Source organism: Ruegeria sp. CE6, from assembly GCF_056537485.1.
The window spans coordinates 12,740-34,155 of record NZ_JBQFRR010000005.1; the positions used below are offsets into that span (position 1 = coordinate 12,740).

20 protein-coding genes are annotated in these 21,416 nt (G+C 57.2%); 15 read left to right on the plus strand and 5 right to left on the minus strand.

The annotated features are described in order from the left end of the window. Nucleotides 1-73: 73 nt before the first annotated feature. Nucleotides 74-1,279 carry an MFS transporter gene (locus tag ACR0DK_RS18220; RefSeq protein WP_170407966.1) on the plus strand — a complete coding sequence of 402 codons (1,206 nt, stop codon included), beginning with the start codon at nucleotides 74-76 and terminating at the stop codon, nucleotides 1,277-1,279. 59 nt (nucleotides 1,280-1,338) lie between these two features. Here the strand turns inward: ACR0DK_RS18220 and ACR0DK_RS18225 are convergent, their stop codons facing one another. Then, nucleotides 1,339-2,814 (minus strand): NAD-dependent succinate-semialdehyde dehydrogenase, encoded by a 1,476-nt coding sequence (locus tag ACR0DK_RS18225; protein WP_480737462.1) that lies wholly within the window; start codon nucleotides 2,812-2,814, stop codon nucleotides 1,339-1,341. Nucleotides 2,815-2,816: 2 nt separating this feature from the next. Continuing rightward, nucleotides 2,817-4,094 carry a 4-aminobutyrate--2-oxoglutarate transaminase gene (locus tag ACR0DK_RS18230; protein WP_223117341.1) on the minus strand — a complete coding sequence of 426 codons (1,278 nt, stop codon included), beginning with the start codon at nucleotides 4,092-4,094 and terminating at the stop codon, nucleotides 2,817-2,819. 149 nt (nucleotides 4,095-4,243) lie between these two features. On the opposite strand from ACR0DK_RS18230, the gene ACR0DK_RS18235 reads away from it, so the two are divergent. The 13 genes from ACR0DK_RS18235 (at nucleotide 4,244) to ACR0DK_RS18295 (ending at nucleotide 17,592) form a co-directional block, all read left to right on the plus strand. Then, nucleotides 4,244-4,810 (plus strand): cupin domain-containing protein, encoded by a 567-nt coding sequence (locus ACR0DK_RS18235; RefSeq protein WP_170425413.1) that lies wholly within the window; start codon nucleotides 4,244-4,246, stop codon nucleotides 4,808-4,810. A 137-nt stretch (nucleotides 4,811-4,947) separates the two neighbouring features. Beyond that, nucleotides 4,948-5,421 (plus strand): VOC family protein, encoded by a 474-nt coding sequence (locus tag ACR0DK_RS18240; protein WP_170407970.1) that lies wholly within the window; start codon nucleotides 4,948-4,950, stop codon nucleotides 5,419-5,421. Continuing rightward, nucleotides 5,418-5,768: a hypothetical protein gene (locus tag ACR0DK_RS18245; RefSeq protein WP_170397963.1), complete on the plus strand. Its 351-nt coding sequence runs from the start codon at nucleotides 5,418-5,420 to the stop codon at nucleotides 5,766-5,768. The genes ACR0DK_RS18240 and ACR0DK_RS18245 overlap by 4 nt, the downstream gene beginning before the upstream one ends. After that, nucleotides 5,765-5,902, plus strand: coding sequence for a hypothetical protein (locus tag ACR0DK_RS18250; RefSeq protein ID WP_170684571.1), 138 nt, complete (start codon nucleotides 5,765-5,767; stop codon nucleotides 5,900-5,902). Before ACR0DK_RS18245 ends, ACR0DK_RS18250 begins: the two co-directional genes overlap by 4 nt. Further along, nucleotides 5,899-6,867, plus strand: coding sequence for a carbon-nitrogen hydrolase family protein (locus ACR0DK_RS18255; protein ID WP_170425418.1), 969 nt, complete (start codon nucleotides 5,899-5,901; stop codon nucleotides 6,865-6,867). Before ACR0DK_RS18250 ends, ACR0DK_RS18255 begins: the two co-directional genes overlap by 4 nt. Before the next feature lie 42 nt (nucleotides 6,868-6,909). Further along, entirely contained in the window at nucleotides 6,910-9,642 is a 2,733-nt protein-coding gene (locus ACR0DK_RS18260) for an aminotransferase class I/II-fold pyridoxal phosphate-dependent enzyme (protein WP_480737467.1), read from the plus strand. 22 nt (nucleotides 9,643-9,664) lie between these two features. After that, the gene (locus tag ACR0DK_RS18265; protein ID WP_170407976.1) at nucleotides 9,665-11,113 is read left to right on the plus strand and encodes a biotin carboxylase; all 1,449 of its coding nucleotides are present in this window, start codon (nucleotides 9,665-9,667) and stop codon (nucleotides 11,111-11,113) included. A gap of 8 nt (nucleotides 11,114-11,121) precedes the next feature. Next, nucleotides 11,122-12,111, plus strand: coding sequence for a C45 family autoproteolytic acyltransferase/hydrolase (locus ACR0DK_RS18270; RefSeq protein ID WP_170594995.1), 990 nt, complete (start codon nucleotides 11,122-11,124; stop codon nucleotides 12,109-12,111). A gap of 138 nt (nucleotides 12,112-12,249) precedes the next feature. After that, nucleotides 12,250-13,734, plus strand: a complete 1,485-nt coding sequence (locus ACR0DK_RS18275; RefSeq protein WP_480737469.1) for an ArnT family glycosyltransferase — start codon at nucleotides 12,250-12,252, stop codon at nucleotides 13,732-13,734. A 141-nt stretch (nucleotides 13,735-13,875) separates the two neighbouring features. Then, nucleotides 13,876-14,637 carry a glycosyltransferase family 2 protein gene (locus ACR0DK_RS18280; protein ID WP_170407982.1) on the plus strand — a complete coding sequence of 254 codons (762 nt, stop codon included), beginning with the start codon at nucleotides 13,876-13,878 and terminating at the stop codon, nucleotides 14,635-14,637. Next, complete coding sequence (locus tag ACR0DK_RS18285; protein ID WP_039542759.1) at nucleotides 14,634-14,933, plus strand: lipid-A-disaccharide synthase N-terminal domain-containing protein; 300 nt, start codon at nucleotides 14,634-14,636, stop codon at nucleotides 14,931-14,933. Before ACR0DK_RS18280 ends, ACR0DK_RS18285 begins: the two co-directional genes overlap by 4 nt. 175 nt (nucleotides 14,934-15,108) lie before the next feature. Continuing rightward, nucleotides 15,109-15,744 carry a GNAT family N-acetyltransferase gene (locus ACR0DK_RS18290; RefSeq protein WP_170397983.1) on the plus strand — a complete coding sequence of 212 codons (636 nt, stop codon included), beginning with the start codon at nucleotides 15,109-15,111 and terminating at the stop codon, nucleotides 15,742-15,744. 126 nt (nucleotides 15,745-15,870) lie between these two features. Next, on the plus strand, nucleotides 15,871-17,592 hold the full coding sequence (locus tag ACR0DK_RS18295; RefSeq protein ID WP_480454420.1) for an adenylate/guanylate cyclase domain-containing protein: 1,722 nt from the start codon (nucleotides 15,871-15,873) through the stop codon (nucleotides 17,590-17,592). Between the two features lie 27 nt (nucleotides 17,593-17,619). On the opposite strand, the gene ACR0DK_RS18300 is transcribed toward ACR0DK_RS18295, so the two are convergent. After that, nucleotides 17,620-17,997 carry a winged helix-turn-helix transcriptional regulator gene (locus ACR0DK_RS18300; protein WP_170397987.1) on the minus strand — a complete coding sequence of 126 codons (378 nt, stop codon included), beginning with the start codon at nucleotides 17,995-17,997 and terminating at the stop codon, nucleotides 17,620-17,622. Nucleotides 17,998-18,178: 181 nt separating this feature from the next. Between ACR0DK_RS18300 and ACR0DK_RS18305 the strand changes: the two genes are divergently transcribed. Continuing rightward, on the plus strand, nucleotides 18,179-18,943 hold the full coding sequence (locus ACR0DK_RS18305) for a nuclear transport factor 2 family protein (protein ID WP_170733793.1): 765 nt from the start codon (nucleotides 18,179-18,181) through the stop codon (nucleotides 18,941-18,943). Nucleotides 18,944-19,044: 101 nt separating this feature from the next. On the opposite strand, the gene ACR0DK_RS18310 is transcribed toward ACR0DK_RS18305, so the two are convergent. Together ACR0DK_RS18310 and ACR0DK_RS18315 are read right to left on the minus strand one after the other, a co-directional pair. Next, entirely contained in the window at nucleotides 19,045-19,965 is a 921-nt protein-coding gene (locus ACR0DK_RS18310) for a pentapeptide repeat-containing protein (RefSeq protein WP_170397991.1), read from the minus strand. Between the two features lie 137 nt (nucleotides 19,966-20,102). Beyond that, nucleotides 20,103-21,413, minus strand: a complete 1,311-nt coding sequence (locus ACR0DK_RS18315; RefSeq protein WP_480737474.1) for a gluzincin family metallopeptidase — start codon at nucleotides 21,411-21,413, stop codon at nucleotides 20,103-20,105. Between the last annotated feature and the right edge of the window lie 3 nt (nucleotides 21,414-21,416).

Genomic DNA, 21,416 nt, shown 5'->3' on the forward strand with positions numbered 1-21,416 from the left:
AAGGGCTGTTGGACAATTGTACCACGCAGCCCTTTTCTCTTGCTTTAACAGCGTACTCGTCCGATAGGGCGGTATGTTCAAAAGCCGCGCGATAACCTTTATCCTGATCACGCTGATGATTGATGCCATCGGTATTGGCATCGTGTTCCCGATCATGCCCGACCTGATGGATCGCGTCGGTGCGGGCAATACCGGACAGGGGGCTTTTTGGGGTGGGCTGCTGATGGCCGCCTATGCCGGGGCGCTGTTCCTGTGCGGACCCATTGTCGGCAGCATTTCAGATGCGGTCGGGCGCAGGCCGATCCTGATCGCGGCACTGACCATGTTGGCGCTGGATTATGTGATCATGGCGCTGGCCGAAACGTTTTGGCTGCTTCTTCTGGGACGGACGCTCGCGGGGCTTGCGGGGGCGACCTATATCACCGCAACGGCTTACATTGCTGACATATCATCACCGACCGAGAAGGCGGCGAATTTCGGTCTGATCGGGGCGGCCTTCGGGATTGGGTTTGTGCTTGGCCCGGCCATCGGCGGCATCGCTGCCGGGATCAGCATTACTGCGCCGTTCTGGATCGCTGCGGTCTTGTCCGCCGCCAACGCCCTGTTCGGAGTCTTCGTCCTGCCCGAGAGCCTGAAACCAGAAAAGCGCCGCCCCTTTGGCAAGCGCGACCTGAACCCGTTCAAATCGATCTTTGACGCCTTCCGCTTTCCGGGGCTGGCAGTGCCGCTGCTGTGCATTTTCATCTTTGAATTTGCCAACATGGTCTACCCCACCCTCTGGGCCTTCTGGATACGAGAGGTGTTTGGCTGGTCCACGCTGTATATCGGCCTGTCGCTGGCCGCATACGGCGTGCTGTTGGCCTTCGTCCAAGCCGGACTGATGCCGGTCTTCATTCGCTGGATCGGCGATTACCGAACCCTGCTGCTGGGGATGGTATCGGCATTGGTCGGAATGATCGGCTTTGGGTTTACCGTAACGGTTACGGCCCTTGTCATCTTTATTCTGCTTGCCGCGCTGTCCGACCTCGTGCCTGCCTTGATCACGGCTATGGCCTCGAACCAGGCGGACGAAGACCGGCAGGGCGTGGTGCAGGGAGTCATCGCGTCACTGTCTTCTGTCGCTGCGGTTCTGTCGCCTTTGGTGATGACCGGCATCTTTCAGGCGTCGGTCGATGGCGAAGGCACTTATCTGCCCGGCGCACCGTTCTTTTTCTCGGCGGCTCTGGTCTTGGTGATGATGCCGTTGGTGTTCCGTCTGCGCGGGCACGCATCGGTCTGAAACGAAAAACGCACCCGCAGCGGACTGCGAGTGCGTTGAATTTTCAAGGCACGAGGCGCTTACTGAATTTCACCCATGCAGAGATATTTCATCTCAAGGAAATCCTCGATCCCGTATTTCGAACCCTCACGGCCAAGACCGGATTGTTTGACACCGCCGAACGGGGCGACTTCGGTCGAGATCAGGCCAGTGTTGATGCCCACCATGCCCGATTCCAGCGCCTCGGCCACACGCCAGACGCGCGCCAGATCGCGGCTGTAGAAATACGAGGCCAGGCCGAACTCGCTGTCATTGGCCATGCTGACGACGTCGTCTTCTTCCTCGAATTTGAACAGCGGAGCGACGGGGCCGAAGGTTTCGTCCTTTGCCACAACCATGTCGCGGGTTACGCCAGTCAGAACGGTGGGTTCAAAGAATGTTCCACCCAGATCCGAGCGTTTGCCACCCAGCGTTACAGTCGCCCCTTTGGTTACCGCGTCCGAGATATGTTCTTCAACTTTGTCGACCGCCGCCTGATTGATCAGGGGACCTGTGGTGATGCCGTCGCCAAAGCCGTCGCCGACATTCAAAGATTTTGTCTTCTCGGCCAGCTTGGCAGCAAACTCGTCATAGACGCCCGCCTGCACATAGATGCGGTTGGCACAGACGCAGGTCTGGCCATTGTTGCGGAACTTCGCGATCATCGCGCCATCCACGGCGGCATCCACGTCGGCATCGTCAAAGACGATGAATGGTGCGTTACCGCCCAGTTCCAGCGACATCTTCTTGATGGTGCCCGCCGCCTGACGCATCAGGATCTGTCCTACACGGGTCGAGCCGGTGAAGGTGATCTTGGCGACCTTGTCATTGGTGCAAAGCTCATTACCAACGCCCGAGCTGTCTGTGCCCGGGATCACGTTGAACACGCCCGCTGGTATACCCGCACGTTCACCCAAAACCGCCATCGCCGTCGCCGACAGCGGCGTCAACGTCGCTGGGCGCGCCACAAAAGTACAGCCCACGGCCAGCGCCGGGCCAACTTTGCGCGCGATCATCGCGTTGGGGAAATTCCAAGGCGTGATTGATCCCACTACGCCCACGGGCTGCTTCAGCACCACGATGCGCTTGTCGCGCTGGTGGCCGGGGATGACGTCGCCGTAAACACGCTTGGCCTCTTCCGAGAACCACTCGATAAAGGACGCGCCATATAGGATTTCACCGCGCGCCTCGGGCCAGGGTTTACCCATCTCGGCGGTCAGGATGGTTGCCAGATCGTCTGCGTTTTCGACCATCAGGTCGAACCATTTGCGCAGAATGGCGGCGCGTTCCTTGCCAGTCTGAGCAGCCCATTCCTTCTTCGCAGCGTAAGCTGCATCGATGGTCTGTGTTGTGCCTTCAATGCTGACATCTGTCACATTGGCGATCAGATCACCAGTCGCGGGGTTGTAGACAGGGAACGTTGCCTCACCTTCGACCCATTCACCGTTGATATAGGCGCGGGGTTCCAGAAGGCTGGGATCTTTCAGCTCCAGCTTGGTCACTTTGGTATCCAGCATGTTCAGGCTCCTTTGGCAGCGTCGATCGAGGCTTCGAGGATATCCATGGCCTCGGCGAAGATTTCGTCCTGCACCGTCAACGGCGCGAGGAAACGAATTACGTTCCCATATACGCCACATGTCAGCAGGATCAATCCACGCTTCAATGCCTCGACCCGTATGGCGTTTGCCATATCGGGATTCGGGGCGCTGCCGTCGGTCGTGTTGAACTCGGCCGCAACCATAAGGCCCGGACCACGAATATCTACGATCTCGGGCGTGCGGGAACGGATCGATTCCAGACGCTGTTTCAAGCGCGAGCCCAGCTCATTGGCGCGCGTGCACAGGTCTTCTTCCTCGATCACATCCATCACAGCATGGGCGGCGGCGATCCCCAGCGGGTTGCCGCCATAGGTTCCGCCCAAACCACCCGGGTGCGCGGCGTCCATCAGCTCGGCACGACCGGTGACGGCGGCCAGCGGCAGACCACCGGCCAGACCTTTGGCCATGGTGGTGATATCAGCAGAGACGTCATAAGCGTCCATCGCGAACAGGTTGCCAGTGCGCGCAAAGCCGGTCTGTACCTCATCGGCAATCAGAACGATGCCATGTTCGTCGCAAAGCGCGCGCAGACCACGCATCAACTCAGCCGGAGCGGGGTAGAAGCCACCTTCGCCCTGAACCGGTTCGATGATGATCGCGGCCACCCGGCCCGGATCAAGATCGGCCTTGAACAGTTTAGTCAAAGCACCCAGCGAATCTTCGGTCGAGGTGCCATGCAGATCGATCGGGAACGGGACGTGATAGGTATCGGGCATCATCGCGCCGAAGCCTGCTTTATAGGGCTGAACCTTGCCGGTCAGCGACATGCCCATGAAGGTGCGGCCGTGAAAAGCGCCGCCAAAGGCCACTACAGCCGGGCGGCCAGTGGCAGCACGCGCGATCTTGACGGCATTCTCGACCGCCTCGGCACCTGTAGTGACAAAGACGGTTTTCTTGGTGAAGTCGCCGGGCACTTTCTCGTTCAGGCGCTCGGCCAGGCGGATGTAGCTCTCATAAGGCAGAACCTGATGGCAGGTATGGGTGAAGTTTGCGGCCTGTTTCTGAACAGCCTCCATCACCTTGGGGTGGCAATGCCCGGTGTTCACAACGGCGATGCCTGCGGCGAAATCGATATAGCGTTTGCCTTCGACATCCCAGACCTCGGAATTCACGGCACGGTCCACATAGACTTGCGTTTGCATTCCCACGCCCTGCGCGATCGAGGTATTCCGGCGTTCAGCAATCTGAGCGTTCAGCATCTTGCGTCCTTTCCCGTTTCCGGGCGCGGTGCCCGTATGTTTGACTGCGCGACTGTAGTATCTGCGCCTGCAAGCGAAAGCCTGTTTCTTGTGATTCATAAGCCATTGATTTACCGTCCCGGCAGGATCAAGTGTTGCGGATACTGAACATGAAGAACACCAGCCAAGAGGATTTGACCCTCGGATTGCGCCTGCGAACCTTGCGAGAGCGTGCAGGCTTATCTCAGCGGGCGCTGGCCAAGAAGTCGGATGTGCCGAACTCAACCATCTCGCTGATCGAGTCGGGCAAGATGAATCCATCGGTTGGTGCGTTACGGCGTATTCTGCAAGGCATACCGATTGGCATGTCCGATTTCTTTTCCTTCGAAATCGAACCTGAGCAGACCGTGTTTTATGCCTCAGAAGAACTTACTGAGATCGGAAAGGGTGGGCTGTCTCTGCGGCAGGTAGGATCAAACCTGCATGGTCGCGCGATGATGATCTTGCAGGAAACTTACGAGTTAGGGGCTGACACCGGTCGCGTGATGTACGGGCATGAGGCGGAAGAGGGCGGTATTGTCATCTCGGGTCGGGTGGAGGTGACCGTGGGCGATAAGCGCAAGGTACTGGGACCAGGCGATGCTTATTATTTCGACAGTCGCACCCCGCACCGGTTCAGGCAGGTCGGCCCCGAAGTTTGCCGGGTCATCAGCGCCTGTACTCCGCCTACATTCTAAGCATCACGGCAGAAATTTCAGCACTATGCATCATAGTGTTGCAGTATCTCCTGGTTTGATCCACAGTATGATGCATAGTGCGGGAAATTCCTGCAGATAATCCAGGGTGTCCGCCGCCCAATTCAGAGAGTACCGGAATGAAAAAGAAACCTGCCACTCTGCCACGTGGCTATCGCACCTGCACCGCATCGCTTGCCGTCGCCGACGTCGATGCCGCGCTAACTTTCTACGAAAGTGCCTTTGATGCGAAGATACAGGCCTATGACGCGGATGAGGCCCCCGGCTTTGCCTCGATCAAGATCGGCAACTCGATGCTGTTTGTCACCGCCGGATGGGGTGCGCACGGCCCCGCCATTCCGGGCACAGTCACTCCGATTGGGCATCATATGTATGTCGAAGATGTGGACACTGCCCTTGCAGCCGCGTTGGAAAGCGGTGCCAGCCTGATCGCTGAGGCGGCGGACACCTATTGGGGCGAACGCTGCGCCACGATTGCCGATCCGTTCGGTCATGTCTGGACGTTGGCGACCCGCGTCGAAAACCTGAAGCCAGCGGATATCAGTGAACGGCGCAAAGCGCTGCTGGACGCGGCGCAGATCGAGGCTGCATGAACGACGCCCCCCTTCCCACATTCACGATCCGTCAAAACGATCTGGCCATTCTCGCGGCTGAGGGTCGCATCGGCGACTATCCGGTCGCCGTTCGCACGGCGCGTGAGGTGATCAGCGGCGGCTTTGCCAACCACTCGGCGCATCCCAATACCTGGACTGTATACTTTCTGGTCGATGGCCAATGGGCGCTGGTCGAATCCACGCGCGGGCTGCGGCGGGAGTGGTCCAGCCTTGATCGGCTTGAGAAATGGCTGCGCAGTTGCGGATTCCGGTTCTTCTGGGTTCGCAACGACATCGATTTTGTGGAACCGCAGGCAGAAGATACCGCCGAGGAAGCCGCAGTATGAAGGCAGTCGCCTCGGAAAACCATAGCCTGAGGACAGCAGGCTTGCGTGACCACACGGTTTTATGTTCCGATGAAGAACGCCGGATCAAATCGGCGGTCGCAATCGGCAAGAAAATGAGAAGAAACGAAAAATGACCCCTTTTGCGATAACCGGAATCCAGATGCATGTCGGTGCGTTGCAGTCGAATGTCGACGCGATGCTGCACCGGATCGACATTATGATGGCACGGTTCCCCTGGACCCAGATGGCCCTGTTCAGCGAACTGGCGCCTCATGGTCCGCTCGACCGGTTTGCCCAGCCCTTTCCCAATGACGACCTGTCGCGCTTTCAGGATGCCGCTCGGCGTTATGGGATCTGGCTGATCCCCGGATCGATGTTCGAAAAGCACGAAGATGGACGGATTTTCAACACCTCGGTGGTGATCAACCCCGAAGGTGAGATCGTCTCAAAATACTCCAAGATGTTCCCGTTCAAGCCTTATGAACAGAACATAGCATCGGGTACCGAATTCTGCATCTTTGATGTGCCGGATGTGGGCCGGTTTGGCCTGTCGATCTGCTACGATATCTGGTTCCCCGAAACCACCCGCCACCTGACCAGCCAAGGGGTCGAGGTTCTTCTGCACCCGGTTCTGACCGGCACAACCGACCGCGAGGCCGAGCTGTCGATCGCCAAGGCGACCGCTGCGCAGTTCCAATGCTACGTGTTTGACGTGAACGGGCTGGCCGCCGGGGGCGTGGGCCGCTCACTGGTCGTTGATCCCTCGGCCACCGTGCTGCACCAGTCTGCGGGACAGGAGGATATCTTCCCTATCGAGATCGATCTTGATCAGGTCCGCCGCCAACGCGAGGTCGGACTGAAAGGTCTGGGGCAGGTTCTCAAAAGCTTCCGCGACCGCGAGGCGGAGTTCCCGGTCTATGACCGTTCCAGCGGGGCGGATGCCTATCTGCACACGCTCGGCCCGCTGCGCATTCCGCAGAAAGGCGACGTTGCGGGCGTCGCTGCATCCGACCCCAGAACGGCGCTGGGATATACTGAAGACGCCGCGACCAAGCCCGACAATCTGTATCTCTACAAAGGACGTTCTGGCACAGACTGATACCGGCCCAGCTTTTCGGTATCGGCAGAAAGGAAAAATTTCATGCACGGCATTTCCGATAGCGAAAAGCTCCACACCATCTCGGACTACTACAGCGCCTCGCAACTGAGGGCAGACCGATGGAGCGCGCTGCGGGAAACGGCCGAGTCTCTGGATCAGGGCGGTAACGAAAAAGATCGGGACCGGGCACGGCAGTTGCTGCAGGCGCTGGCCCCGATCGAGGTGTATTTCGCTTTTCCGGGCGGATCGGCGTTCGACTATCTGCGTCGTTTGCTGGACCATGGAAACTTTGGCGATTTCTCAACCGCCGTGCGCCGGGTGTCGCGGGCGCTGACCTCAGGGGCCTATCGTCGCCGCTCGATCCCGTTGATCGCGGATGAGACCGAGGTTGATGAGTTTGAGGACGAGTCCACCCAAAGCCATGAAGCCCGCGCGCTGGGCCGCCCATATTTCGAGGTGATGATCGTTGACAAGGTCAACGAACATCAGGAACGGTTCCTGCAAACCAGCCTGCAACGGATGCGCCGCAGCGAAGATCCGTTTATCTATGAAACCGTTGTCGTTCCCAGTGTCGAGGATGCGCTGATCGGGGTTCTGTTCAACCAGAATGTACAGGCGGTCATTGTTCGCCCGGGCCTTAGCCTGAAGTCCAAGAACGAAACCAATGTTTTGGGCCGCTATATCAGCCTCTATGGCGAGGGCGCCGATCTTGATGCGCTGTCCCCTTCGGAATACGGCCCTGAAACCTGCCGCCGGATCGGCATGCTGCGCCCCGAGCTGGACGCTTATCTAATCACCGACCGTTCGGCGGAAGATATTGCCGGTCTCGATCTGGGCCTGTGCCGGCGGGTCTTCTACAATCAGGAAGACTTTCTGGAATTACACCTGAACATCCTGCGCGGGGTGCAGCGGCGCTATAAGACACCGTTCTTCACGGCGCTCAAGGAATACTCAAAACAGCCCACGGGCGTGTTCCACGCAATGCCGATCAGCCGGGGTAAATCGATCAGTCGAAGCCACTGGATTCAGGACATGGGGGCGTTCTACGGATCAAATATCTTCATGGCGGAAACTTCGGCCACGTCTGGCGGGCTGGATTCGCTGCTGGAGCCGAAGGGCCCGATAAAAGAGGCGCAAGAGGCTGCCGCACGCGCATTCGGCTCTAAACAGACGTTTTTTGCGACTAACGGCACCTCGACCTGCAACAAAATCGTTGTGCAAGCACTGGTACGGCCCGGAGATATCGTGCTGATCGACCGCGACTGCCACAAATCGCACCACTACGGCATGGTGCTGGCGGGAGCGAGCGTGGTCTATATGGACAGCTATCCGCTGCATGATTACTCGATGTATGGCGCGGTACCGATCCGAGAGATCAAGCACAAGCTTTTGACCCTGAAGGCCGAAGGCAAGCTGGATCAGGTTCGTATGGTGCTGCTGACCAACTGCACATTCGATGGCATCGTCTACAACGTGCAGCGGGTGATGCAGGAATGCCTGGCGATCAAAAAGGACCTTGTGTTCCTGTGGGATGAGGCGTGGTTCGGTTACGCGCGCTTTGCCCCAAATTCGCGCGTACGTACTGCGATGCGATCAGCCAATATCCTGCGCGAACAATTCCGCACCCCAGAACATGCCGAGGCTTATGCCAACCAGCAGGAGGAACTGAAGGGCGCGGATGATGAAACCCTTCTGAACACCCGCCTGATCGCTCCGCCCGATGCACGCGTTAGGGTCTATGCCACACAATCAACGCATAAAACGCTCACTGCGCTGCGGCAGGGTTCGATGATCCACGTCAATGACCAGCAGTTCAAAGGTGCGGTCGAAGAGGCGTTTCACGAGGCCTATATGACCCACACCTCGACCTCTCCCAATTACCAGATCATCGCCTCATTGGATGTAGGCCGCAGACAGGTCGAGATCGAAGGGTACGAGTTCGTCCAGCGGCAGGTCGAAAGCGCGATGGCAATCCGCCGGGCCGTGACGACCCATCCGCTGCTTAGAAAGTATTTCAAGCTGGTCACGGCGGGCGACATGATCCCCGAGCAATATCGCGAAAGCGGCATGACCAGCTATTTCGATCCCGATCAGGGCTGGGCCGATGTTTGGGATTGCTGGGCCAAAGACGAGTTTGTTCTGGATGCCACGCGTATCACCCTGCATGTGGGCGCGACCGGCTGGGATGGGGATACGTTCAAGACCAAGATCCTGATGGATAAATACGGCATCCAGATCAACAAGACTTCGCGCAATACCGTGTTGTTCATGACCAATATCGGCACCACGCGCAGCTCGGTCGCCTATCTTATCGAGGTGCTGGTCGAGATCGCCAAGGAGTTGGACGATCTGATGGACGATGCCTCGAAGATGGAGAAGCTGGCCTTCGAAAAGCGCGTCAGCAACCTGAGCGAACACGTCCCACCTCTGCCCGATTTTAGTCGGTTCCACGATGCGTTCCGCTGTGAGGCAGGTACCGAAGCCGGTGACATCCGTACGGCGTTTTTCCTGTCCTATGACGAAGACAATTGCGACTATGTCGAACCCGACAAGGAGATGTTGGAACGGCTCGAAGCCGGGGAAGAGATGGTCTCGGCCACCTTCGTGATTCCCTATCCGCCGGGCTTTCCCATTTTGGTACCGGGGCAGGTGATCAGCCCCGAAATCCTCAAATTCATGCAGGAACTGGACGTCTCGGAAATCCATGGATTCCGTGCCGATCTGGGCCTGCGCATTTTTACCGAAGACGCTTTGAAGTCAGTAAAGAACCCCTAAGGGGTCAGGGAGGACAACAATCATGCCAAAGAAGGTGCTGAAAAACATCTCGGAAATCCGCCGGTATTTCCATACCAACAAGGACCCGATCTATTTCGTATCGGCAACCAATTTCAACCTGTTGGGGCTGGATGAATGGGTGATGAACTTCACCTATATCTGCTACATGGATTGCTTTGACGGGCGACATCCGAACGTGTTTGTGCCTTCGGAAATGCCGCATGATGAGTTTCAGTCCATCGAAGACATCAACAATTATCTGCTGCAGCACAAAGAGGTCATCGACCTGGTCAAGCGGCGCGGTGGCAAGCCCAAGTTTGTCTTCCTGATGTTCGACGAGACGACTGAGAAGCTGGTCAAGGAGCTGGGCGGTCAGCTGTGGTTCCCCAAAGCCAAGCTGCGCACCAAATGTGACAACAAGATCGAAACTGTCCGTATCGGCAATAAGGCGGGTGTGCCTTCGGTGCCCAACACGCTGAGCGTTGTCAAAAGCTATGATCACCTGAAAAAGATCTGCGAAAAGGCCGGATTGGGGAATGATCTGGTGCTACAATCCGCCTTCGGCGACAGTGGCCATACGACGTTTTTCATCAAGTCCGAGGCCGATTTCAACAAGCACAAAGACGAGATCATCGGCGAAGGCGAGATCAAGATCATGAAGCGGATCGACTGTCGCGGGGCGGCGATCGAGGCCTGTGCGACCTCGGAGGGTACCATCGTTGGCCCGCTGATGACTGAGCTTGTGGGCTTTAAGGAACTTACCCCCTATCGCGGCGGCTGGTGCGGGAATGAGATTTTCTCAACCGCCTTTCCACCGAAAGCACGTGAACAGGCGCGGCAATTGACCTTCCAATTCGGGGAAGAGCTGCGCAAATCAGGCTATCGCGGCTATTTCGAACTCGACTTCCTGATCGATAAGAAAACCGACGAACTGTGGTTGGGCGAATTGAACCCCCGTATCACTGGCGCCAGCTCGATGACCAACCACGCGGCCTTTGCGCACGCTGATGCGCCACTGTTTCTGTTCCATCTACTTGAGTTTTCAAAGAAGCCCTTCGAGCTGGATGTCGAGGAACTGAATGCCCGCTGGGCGGATCCGGACATGATCGACAGCTGGTCGCAAATGGTAATCAAACACACCGATGACAGTGTCGACCGGATCACGCAGGCCCCACAGTCGGGCATCTACAAGATGCTGGAAGATGGCCGCGTCGTGTTCGACCGGTTCGACTATCACCGCCGCGCGGTGGGCGAGAACGAAGCGTTCTTCCTGCGTATCTCGAATGTCGGTGATTACCGCTATGAGGGCGCTGATTTGGGTATCCTCGTGACTCGCGGGCGGTCGATGACCAAGGGCTTCAAACTGACGGACAAATCGAAGAAGTGGATTCATGGGATCACTTCGGCTTATACGGCTGAACCGCTGCCTGCGGCACAGCCGATGGAAGACCCCGCCTTCAAAATTATGTAGAAAGCCCCATGGCGCTTGTTTTTCGCTCAATCGACGAGGAACAGCCCGGTCCTAAGCTGGCCGGGCTGTTTGCCGAATACTGGCCCGCCTACCGCAAATGGTGGGCGCAAGAGGGATATTCGGCCCGCCCCACCTATCGCGAATGCCTCCGCGCCTTGCAAAAGCACATGCCCGAGATTCTGCCGCTTTATGAAGAGATCGTCGAATTGGTCGGCGGCAGCGACAGCCAGGCGCGGTTTCTCAGCTTTTACTGCCCGCCGAAATATCTTTCGGGCTGCAGCCAGGCGATTTGGCGTGGCAAAACACCGTTTCTGGTGCGCAATTACGACTACCATCCAAAAACCTTTGACGCTGCTCTGCTGAAAACCCAATGGGGCGGGCGCGGGATCATCGGGATGAGCGACGGCGTTCTGGGTCTGCTTGATGGCATCAACGATGCCGGTCTGACGGTCTCGCTCACCTTTGGCGGGCGGCGCGAGGTCGGCGACGGCTTTGGCGTGCCGCTGATCCTGCGCTATGTCCTTCAAACCTGCGAGACAACGGCCGAGGCGGTCGACTGCCTGTGCCGCATCCCCTGCCACATGAGCTATAACGTCACCGTTCTGGATGCCAAGTATAACCACAGCACGGTTTATCTAGCCCCAGACCGGCACCCGCAAATCTCGGACCAGCCGGTCGCGACCAACCATCAGGGCCATGTCGAATGGTCCACGCATGCGCGCTTTACGGCCACCGTGGAACGCGAAAGGTTCTTGCTCAACCGTCTCAATCAGCACCCGGAAAGCGAGAAGCGGTTTATCGATGCGTTCCTGCGTCCGCCGCTTTATTCAACGGCTTTCAGATCAGGTTTCGGCACGCTCTATACTGCGGTCTATCGGCCTGCGAAGAAGCAGTTGCAACTGCTTTGGCCCGGTGCCAGCTGGGACTTGTCCTTCGATGGCTTCAAAGAGGGTGAGCTGAGCCTGATGTTGCCCGACGAGGCCGAGCCTGCAGTCTGACAAGCGCGGTCGCCCTTCTAAACTTCTTGCTCTTGGACGGGCGACGCAATAATGGGAGCGCGACGCGCGGCAGTTTCAAACAAGGCCCGGCGGGATCAACACCACATATTTCTATGACGCGATAGGACCACGGAAAGCATGATCGGTACCTCCCCAAATTGGCTAAGATTGCTTCCTTACTTCGTCACCGCATTGGTGATGGTCATGGTCTGGTCCTGGTATCTGACTGATCTGGGTGTTGGGAACATCTATCACTACGATGAATTCTACACTTATGACCGCAGTACAGGCTTTGCGCGCAATGGGGACTGGCTGGCGGTTTATTCCAACAACGAACCTAGCCTGAAAAAACCGCCCATGCAGTATTGGATGTCTGCACTGCTGATGGAGTTTGGCGTATCTGATATTCTGGCCTTGCGCCTGCCGTCGATGATCTTTGCGCTGGGCGCGCTGATGGCAACGGCCGTACTGGCGCGGGTGATGATCCCGGACTGCCCCTGGGCCATGCTGCCTTCGGTCCTGCTGGTGGCCACGTCGCTTCAGTTCTGGCAACACGCCACATCCGCGATGCTTGATACCGGTGCGGTTTTCTTTTCGACCCTTGGAATTGCAGCCCTGTTGGCAGCGTTGGAAAAGCCGAAATACTGGCCTTATTTCGGCGCAACTCTGGTGTTGGCCGCCTTGCAGAAAAGCCCAACCCCGCTGGCCTTTCTAGCGCTGGCACTACTGACGCTGAAGTTGACCAACAGATGGCAGACGGAACCGTTCAGCGAGATCTGGCAGAACAGAACGTTTCGCCGGACACTCAAGATTGCGATCCCGCTGGCCTTCGCCTGGCCGATCCTGCAAGAGCTTCGGTTCCTCTTTGGCGACTCGCTTGATGGCAACATCAAAGGCGAGATGCTGGATCGTTTTCGCCCATCGCTCAGCGATCGCGGCTTCGGGAAGCTCTATGATCTGATCATCTCGGGCGAGCCGTGGTTGCGGCTGCTGGGTTTTGTCGGCATCTGCGCTCTGCCATTTCTGCAAAAGCGGCCCAGACTTCTTGCTGCAACAGGGATAGCCGCGTTCTTCGTCATCATGATGTGGGCCGCAGCCGGCAAGGTTTATGCACGCTACACCCTGCTGATCCTGCCGATGCTGATGGTCGCGGCAACCGGTTTGTTGTTTTCGGTCGAGCGCCTGCGCTGGGCCGGGATGGTGGCCGCGCTGGGTCTGGTCTTTGTTGCAGGCGGCCTGTTCTATGACCGCGATGCCACCGATCTGGGCAAGGGTCGCGTGCGTTTGGGCGTGCCCGAGGCCGAGATTCTGACCCCTTTGGGTGCAATGCTGCAACCGGATGAAACCCTGCTGCTCTGCGCCTATGACCGCAAGTTGCGCGTACCGCCCGGGGCCGCATCGGTCTTTGCTTCCAACGGTAGGCGCTTTGTCTATCTCAGACGGCTGGAGCTGCACAAATACCTCGACAGGTTCGGCTATACCACCGGCCCGCTGCGAGGGCTCTGTTCGGAGGGTGAGTTGTCTGAGCTGGCACCTGACCTAATCGGGCTCGAGACGCAGCCAACTGCGGTTGAGGGTTTGGTCTATTGGTCGGCAACCGGTGTCACGCCCGCCCCTGAATAGGAGACACGGTGCAATCCGTCCCATCGCTGAACAATGCCCCAACAAGTTGCGCAGATGTTGGCCTGCGATGCGGTGGCCACTTGAATTTTCGCCGTTGATCCCGCAAAAGCCCTGAGACTGAAACAAGTAAAGCTATCCACCATGCATGCTGATCATGATGCCAACGCTGACAATCGACCCACCGTGTCGATCGTGATTCCCATGCATAACGAACAGGGGGCTGTTCCTGGTCTTATCCAGGGCATCTGCACTGCTGCGACCGAATTGCCCGCGTTCGAGATTGTCGCGGTTGATGATGGATCGACCGATGGCACTTTTGCGGCGCTGCAACAGATGCAGAAAGACTGTCCGCAACTGCGCATCCTGCAGCACAAAACGGCCGGTGGCCAAAGTGCTGCCGTGCATTCCGGCGTCAAGGAGGCACGCGCGGATATCTGCTGCACGCTGGATGGCGACGGACAGAACCCGCCGGAAGAGCTGCCAAAGATTTGGGCGCCGCTGGTGTCGGGTGGTGATGCCTCGATTGGCCTGGTGGCGGGGCAACGGGTTGGCCGGCAAGACACTGCGTCAAAGAAGCTTGCCTCGCGCTTTGCCAATGCACTGCGGGGCTGGATGCTGAAAGACGGCACACGTGACACCGGCTGCGGTTTCAAGGCGTTCCGACGGCAGGCTTTCCTCGATCTGCCCTTTTTCAATCATATGCACCGTTATCTGCCCGCCCTGTTTAAGGCCTATGGCTGGAATATCGCGCTGGTGGATGTGGCGCATCAGCAGCGTTTGTCGGGCGAATCCAAATACACCAATTTCGGGCGGGCCATGGTCGGCATCTGGGATCTGTTCGGCGTCGTCTGGCTGACCCGCCGCGCCAAATCCGTTTCCGCAACCGAGGCGTCCCGGTCATGAAAGAAACCATTCTGGAAATCCTGCACGTCGATAGCCCGACCGAGGCGCTCTGGGTCTTTATCGGTCTGGCCGGTCAGCTGATGTTCAGCGCCCGGTTTATCGTGCAATGGATCACGTCCGAGCGCGCCAAGAAATCCGTTATCCCGATGGCGTTCTGGTACCTTTCGATCGGCGGCGGGCTTATCCTGCTGAGCTATGCGATCTATCGCCGTGACCCGGTCTTTATTCTGGGTCAGTCGATGGGCCTGTCCATCTACCTGCGCAACATCTTCCTTATTCGCGCTGAAAACCGCTGATTGATCGTAACGCTTCTTTACGACCTGCCACCCATTACAAGTTTGTCGGCTGCACCCGTTCAGCGGGTAGCGGCCTACAGCTGCGTTGTGTGAACAACCTCTTATTGTTTCTGAAATTTTCGTGCTAGTATCCCGCGAATAGATTTTCAGAATTGTACTCGGAGGATATTTTCTCTTGCCCGATAGCTCACCCCGGTTGTTCAGATTGCGCCCTTTGGAAAAGGCGGATCTGGGAACAGTTGCGCGCTGGTTTCAGGATATCCATGACCTGGCACTGTTCGACCGAACGTCGCGCATTCCTCAGAACCTGGTACAGACCGAACAATATTGGGAAGACGCGATAAACGCCTCAAAGGACTGCTGCAAATGCTGGTTCGCTATCGAATCTGACAGTGGTGATCTGGTGGGGATGACCGGGCTTGAAGCAATTTCTAGCGTCAACAGGGATGCGGTGGTTCCGGTATTTGTCGACAAATCCATCCGTCGACATGGCGTGGCGGTGCGTTCGGTTGCGCTGATGCTGGATTTCGCATTCCGGCAACTGGGCCTGAACCGTATCACCTCGTATTACCGGGCCGACAATCACAGCAGCCGAGATCTGATCCAGCGAATCGGCTGCGAGATCGAGGGCACGATGCGTCAAGCCTGGTTCGCGGATGGGCAGTTCCATGACATGGTTGTCGTCGGCATGTTGCAGCAGGACTGGATCGCGCGTCGAGAGGTGCTCGCGCAGGAGTTAGGCACCCAAACAGTGGTCAGTTTTGATGCCTCTGGGTGGTCTTGGCCCCCCGATTCCGGTGCAGATACCTAAAATGTTACGTATTCTGAGTCATTTTTTGCTAAAACAGTCCTGTCGGATTCGACATGACAACACAATTGAGTATTGCCAGTGAACACGACCGGTTCGGACGCATCAATAAAACAGAAACTAGGCGCGGTGCTTTTTGCCGACGTTGTCGGCTATTCCCGCCTGATGAGCGAGAACGAGATGGATACGTATAACGCGTTGAAGTCTTTGCTTTCGCAGCTTGAATCGGCTTGCTCAAAGTATCAGGGCAAAATCATCGAAGTGCGCGGTGACGGCATCCTTGCTTTATTCGACACGGCGACCAGTGCAGTAGAGTTCAGCATCGAACTGCATCGGATCGCTGCGGAACATAATCAGGCGCGGGATGACGAGCACAACATCAAATTTCGCGCTGGCGTTCACATGGGCGAAGTTCTGATGGACGAACGCGGCATCCACGGTGACAACGTCAATATCGCTGCCCGCCTGCAGGAGATTGCCGAGCCAGAACGGGTTTATGTCAGCGCAGCCGTCTATGAACAGATCCGTAACCGCCTGCGCTATGGCTATGAATTCCTCGGTCCCAAGCAGCTCAAGAACATCATGTCTCCGGTCGCGACCTACTGTGTCCGAACCGAGGTCGAGGGTGCAACAATGGCCGCAACCCTACGTCCTGAGATGCAGCTGGAAGTGCTTGAAAGGCCCGATAACCCGTCGGTTGCGGTGCTGCCCTTTACTAGCCAAGGCGGGGATGAAGATGACAGCTGGGTCGCCGAAGGGCTGACCGACGACATCATCATGAACCTGTCCAAATTCCGGAACCTGTTCATCATTGCCCGGAATTCCTCGTTCTTCTTCAAGACCCAGTCGATGTCGCCGCAAGAGGCCGCTCGGCGTCTGAACGTGCGCTATATCGCGCGCGGCAGTGTGCGCCGCTCGTCCAGTCGTATCCGGATCACGGCCGAGCTAATCGACGCCAACACCGAACGCACCATCTGGGGTGAACGGTTCGACCGTAAGCTCGACGATATCTTCGACATCCTGGATGAGGTGACCGAGTGCATCGTTGCCGCCACTGCAGTCATGATCGAGTCGCATGAAAAGCTGCGCATGGTGCAGGCAATCCCGTCAGATCTGCGAGCTTATGGTTCGGTTCTGCAGGGGCAGCACCATATTTTCAAATACACCCGCAATGACAACCGCAAGGCGCAGCATTGCTACGAATCCGCGCTTGAGCGCGACGGCGGCTATGCTCGGGCTGCAGCAGCCCTGTCACGCACGCTCAACATCGATTGGCGCTATTCCTGGACCGAAGACCCAAACAGCGCGCTGGACAAGGCGCTGTCGCTGGCTCAGCGCGCGGTGGAGCTTGATCCCACAGACGCGCGCGGGTTTGGAGAGCTAGGCTATGTGCAGCTTTATCGCAAAGAGCATGACTCGGCGATCGAATCCTACAAACGCGCCCTGCAGCTGAACCCCAACGATGCGGACATGCATTCGGACTACGCCGATGCGCTGGCCCATTGGGGCGACAACGAAACCGCCATCAAACATCTGCAGCAGGCGATGCGCCTGAACCCCTATTTCCCCGATCAGTACCTGTGGCATCTGGGCGGGGCCTATTACAATCTCAAACGCTATGACGATGTGATCTCATGCGTGAACAAGATGAACAACCCGACCGAAGGGCAGCGCGTGCTGGCCGCCAGCTATGCCCATAAGGGCGAGTTGGAAATGGCCCGCCAGATCGCCGACAAACACCGCGCAGCGCATCCCAATTTCTCACTATCGCGCTGGGCCAAGGTTCAGCCGGACCGCCTGTCTGACGACACGCAGCATTTTGTCGAGGGGCTCAAAAAGGCCGGGTTCTGAGCTGCTGCCCGATCTTGCCTATAAAAATCAACTCGCCTGTTCGCGGTCGAACTGCATGCGTAACCGCCTGACTTCATCCATTTGTTCATGCGACCAGAAGACAAGCGGTTTCAGCATTTCAAGCAAGCTTCTGCCCAAAGGCGTCAATTCATAGGACACTGCCACTGGCGGTCCGGGATCGACGGTGCGGGTCAAATAACCATCACGTTGCAACCCGCGCAGGTTTTCGGTCAACACACTTTGTGTGATGTCTCCGATACAGCGCTTGAGATCGCCAAAGCGTTTCGGCTCATCCTCCAGCGCAAGGATGATGATCATCCGCCATTTGCCCGTCACATTGGACAGTACGGAACGGATTGAGCAGTTGGAAGCTTCTGCCTTGTTGGCAACACCAATTGGTAGCATATCAATCTCTGGTATTGTTTCGAAACTTAATCGCACAATAGCGTCACGTTGGCCTCGGTACAACTCCCTGAAAATTCGGGCAGTAGCCTCAAGCGTACCAGGTCATTTTAAAGTACGTAATTGAAATGAAGTATGGATTTGCTACCACGTATCCAGTAGATACGAATCATAGGAAATCAACATGTCCCCCAAAGAACTTGTAATCGCACTTTTTACGGCTGCCTTTGCTGAACATGACCCGCAAGCTGCGCTACAGCTCGTTACCCCGGACTATATTCAGCACAACCCGCAAGTCCCGACCGGAGCCGAAGGCCTGGCCGGCCTGATCCCTTTGGTCGAACAATCCGGGATGACTGCAACTACCCACCGGGTCATCACCGAGGGCGATATGGTTGTATTGCACAGCACGTTCGACAACGCGGACGCTTTTGGTGCACCGACCCTCGCCGCCTTTGACATATTCCGCGTCGAGAATGGCAAAGTTGCTGAACATTGGGACAATTTGCAGCCCGTTCCTGAAACAACAGTGTCGGGCCGTGGCATGACAGATGGGCCGACCGAGATCACCGATCTTGAGAAAACAGAAGAAAACAAGGCGCTGGTTCTGGGGTTTGTGCGTGACGTTCTGGGCGGTGCCGCGCCCGAGAAAGCTCCGATGTATTCCGAGGTCTATATGCAGCACAATCCAATGCTTGCTGATGGGATCGATGGCCTGATCGAGGGCACCAAAGCCTGGGCAGAGCAGGGGAATGTGATCACCAAATTCGAGCCGCAGATTGTGGTGGCCGAAGGCAACTTTGTCTTTGTCGCCTCAGATGCCACCGTCAGCGGGAACCCTTGGGCCTTCTTCGACCTATGGCGCGTCGAAGATGGAAAGATCGTTGAACATTGGGACGTCGTTTCGCCTACGCCAGCCGAAATGGCGCACGAAAACGGCAAGTTCTGATCTTCGAAAGGGATGGCGGGTCAGGCATAAATGGCCCGCCAACCCAAAGCAGACGTTGGAATAAAACCAAACGTCAATCGGTCAGGATCATTTCAACCTTCCTATTCACCACGTGCCTTTGCGCCGCTGACTTTGGCACCTGACACCTTAGCACCGGACACCTTGGCCCCGCTGACCTTCGCGCCCGAGACCTTGGCCCCGCTCACCTTGGCGCCCGAGACCTTGGCTCCGGACATCATCGGTGCGTCATATTCAAAATAGACGTCCAGCAGCACGTCTTCGATCTGACCGGCTGCGATATCCATGCGGATGGTGTAATCGGCCTGATCGTAGTTCCAGACGCGGATGTCATTGGCCATCTGGTAATCCGCTGCCGCGACGCCCGAAACCGAGGGGTTCATCGGCGCGCGTGCGGCCTGTTGCGTGGTGTCCGGCGCGTTAGCGTCATTGCTGGTCTGCAGCTTGAAGCCATGGGGCAGGTTGCCACCCGTCGCGCTCTCGCCTTCGCCATGCACCAGAAAGATCGTGGGTTCTGGCATCTCGTAATAGGTGCCGTCATAGGCGAAGCCGTAAATCCGGGCCAGTCGTGCATCGCCTCCGAACTGGTCCCCGATGAAATTATTGACGCCACGACCCCTCCGGCGGCCATCCTGTTCGATGAACAGCTGTTCCGAGTGCCGGTTCGCGATCTGCTGCCAGTGGGTATGTTTGAACTGACGTCCGCGACGGATGTAGACAAACGAGTCGTGCGGAACCTTCTTCCGCTTGTCGAACTTGAACTTGTCGCCGTCCTTGATGACCTTGTAGATGCCGGACTTTTCGTTTGCCGCATCCCCGACCTGGACCAGAACACGATCGTCTTCCCGGACATGTACGCCGTCGATTTTGGTGAATTTCTTACTGAAGTCGTAGTCTTCCTCAACCTCTTCGGCCAACCGGACCGAGCGTTGTTTCAGTTTTAAATCACTTAACTCTCGCCCAAACAGTAATACCTCGGAAAAACTGAGTAAGGACTCAGACATATCACTTTCTCCCTATCGGGGGTCGACGCTGCCGATTGCCTCGCCTGTCCCGGTTTGCGCATTCAGTGCGCGTTGAATGTCACTATTATCACCCCGTGCGCGTAACCTGCCACAATAGCGGGGGAAAAACAAAGACTTTAAGGTTCATTCACCTCGGGTGACAGCGTACGAACCGATGCGGCATGGCTCGTGCCGTCGGGCTTGGTCAAACGGGGGCCGGGCGCTGTCAATCCGATGTGGCGCATGCGGAAATTGCCTTCGATAATCTGCCGGAATGCGCCGCCGGTGACCTCGTGATCGACCATGACCAAGGCGCGTTCAACGCCGAAGTAGCTCAGCATATCGGGGTCCAATTTCTCCCACGCATCTGCAAGATAGGAACCCAGCAGGTCCCGCGCTTCGATCAGGGCGACCCGAAAGCCTTCGGGGTCGGCTGCGTAATGTTCGTCGAACAGGTCTTGCATGATCGCATTGTATTCGTCGGTCCCTTCCAACTCGTCCGAGAGCTCCTCCATCTCCGGGTCGATCACGTCATGTGCTACCAGTCGTTCGTGGTAGATATCGACCAGAATATCGAACATCGCCCCGGTCAGTGGTTCCGACAGGGCGTGTTCGCTGGACCATCCATGCGAGAATTCAGAAAGCGTCCGGTCATTGGCGGCGATCCGAATTTGCGAGTTCTGCGACAGCTCGGCAAAGCGGCTCAGCCGGTTATAAGTATAAAGGTTGCCGCGTGTGTTTTTCAGCAATTCATCCACGACCGAGCCGAAATGCAGCGACGCCAACAGCGCCACCATATCGGCCGCCGATTCATGGAACCCATAATATTCGCCGGTCGCATCCTCTTCGGATGGCATGCCGACCACGCTGTAGATGATGGCATGGCCGATCTCATGCGCGACCACATCGAAGTTCAGGCTGTAGGGGCGGTATTCGTCACCGATATCGCGAGTGCCACCGGTTTCCAGAAATCCCCAACCGATATGCGCGTTATCTAGACTTGGCAGCAACGATAGCTCAAGCCGCTCGAAATCACGCGCGAAATGCCAGGGGATCGGGCGATTAAAATAGCCCTCCCACACATCCATGGTGAAATGGGCCGCTCCGAACAGATGGGCGGCTTCAAAGGCCGGGTCCTCGGGATCGATATGGATGAAATTGCCAAACTCATCGGGCTCGGGCGGCGGCAGGATATAGCCGTCCCATGCGGGCAGATACATCTCGGGGCCGTCTTCACCCTCGATTATCGCGCCATAGGGGGTCGTTTTGTCGACCGGGTACATCGCATACATGCGGGGGCCCGATGGGCCTGGGCCTATGGTCCCTTGCGGGGCCGATATTTCGACCAGTTCGGGCTTGGAATTCGGCTCTAAAAAGGGCGATTGCGGATATAGTAAGAACCGCGTGCCGGGGGGGTCATTCTCTGAATAGTCGGGCCAGATTGCCAATTT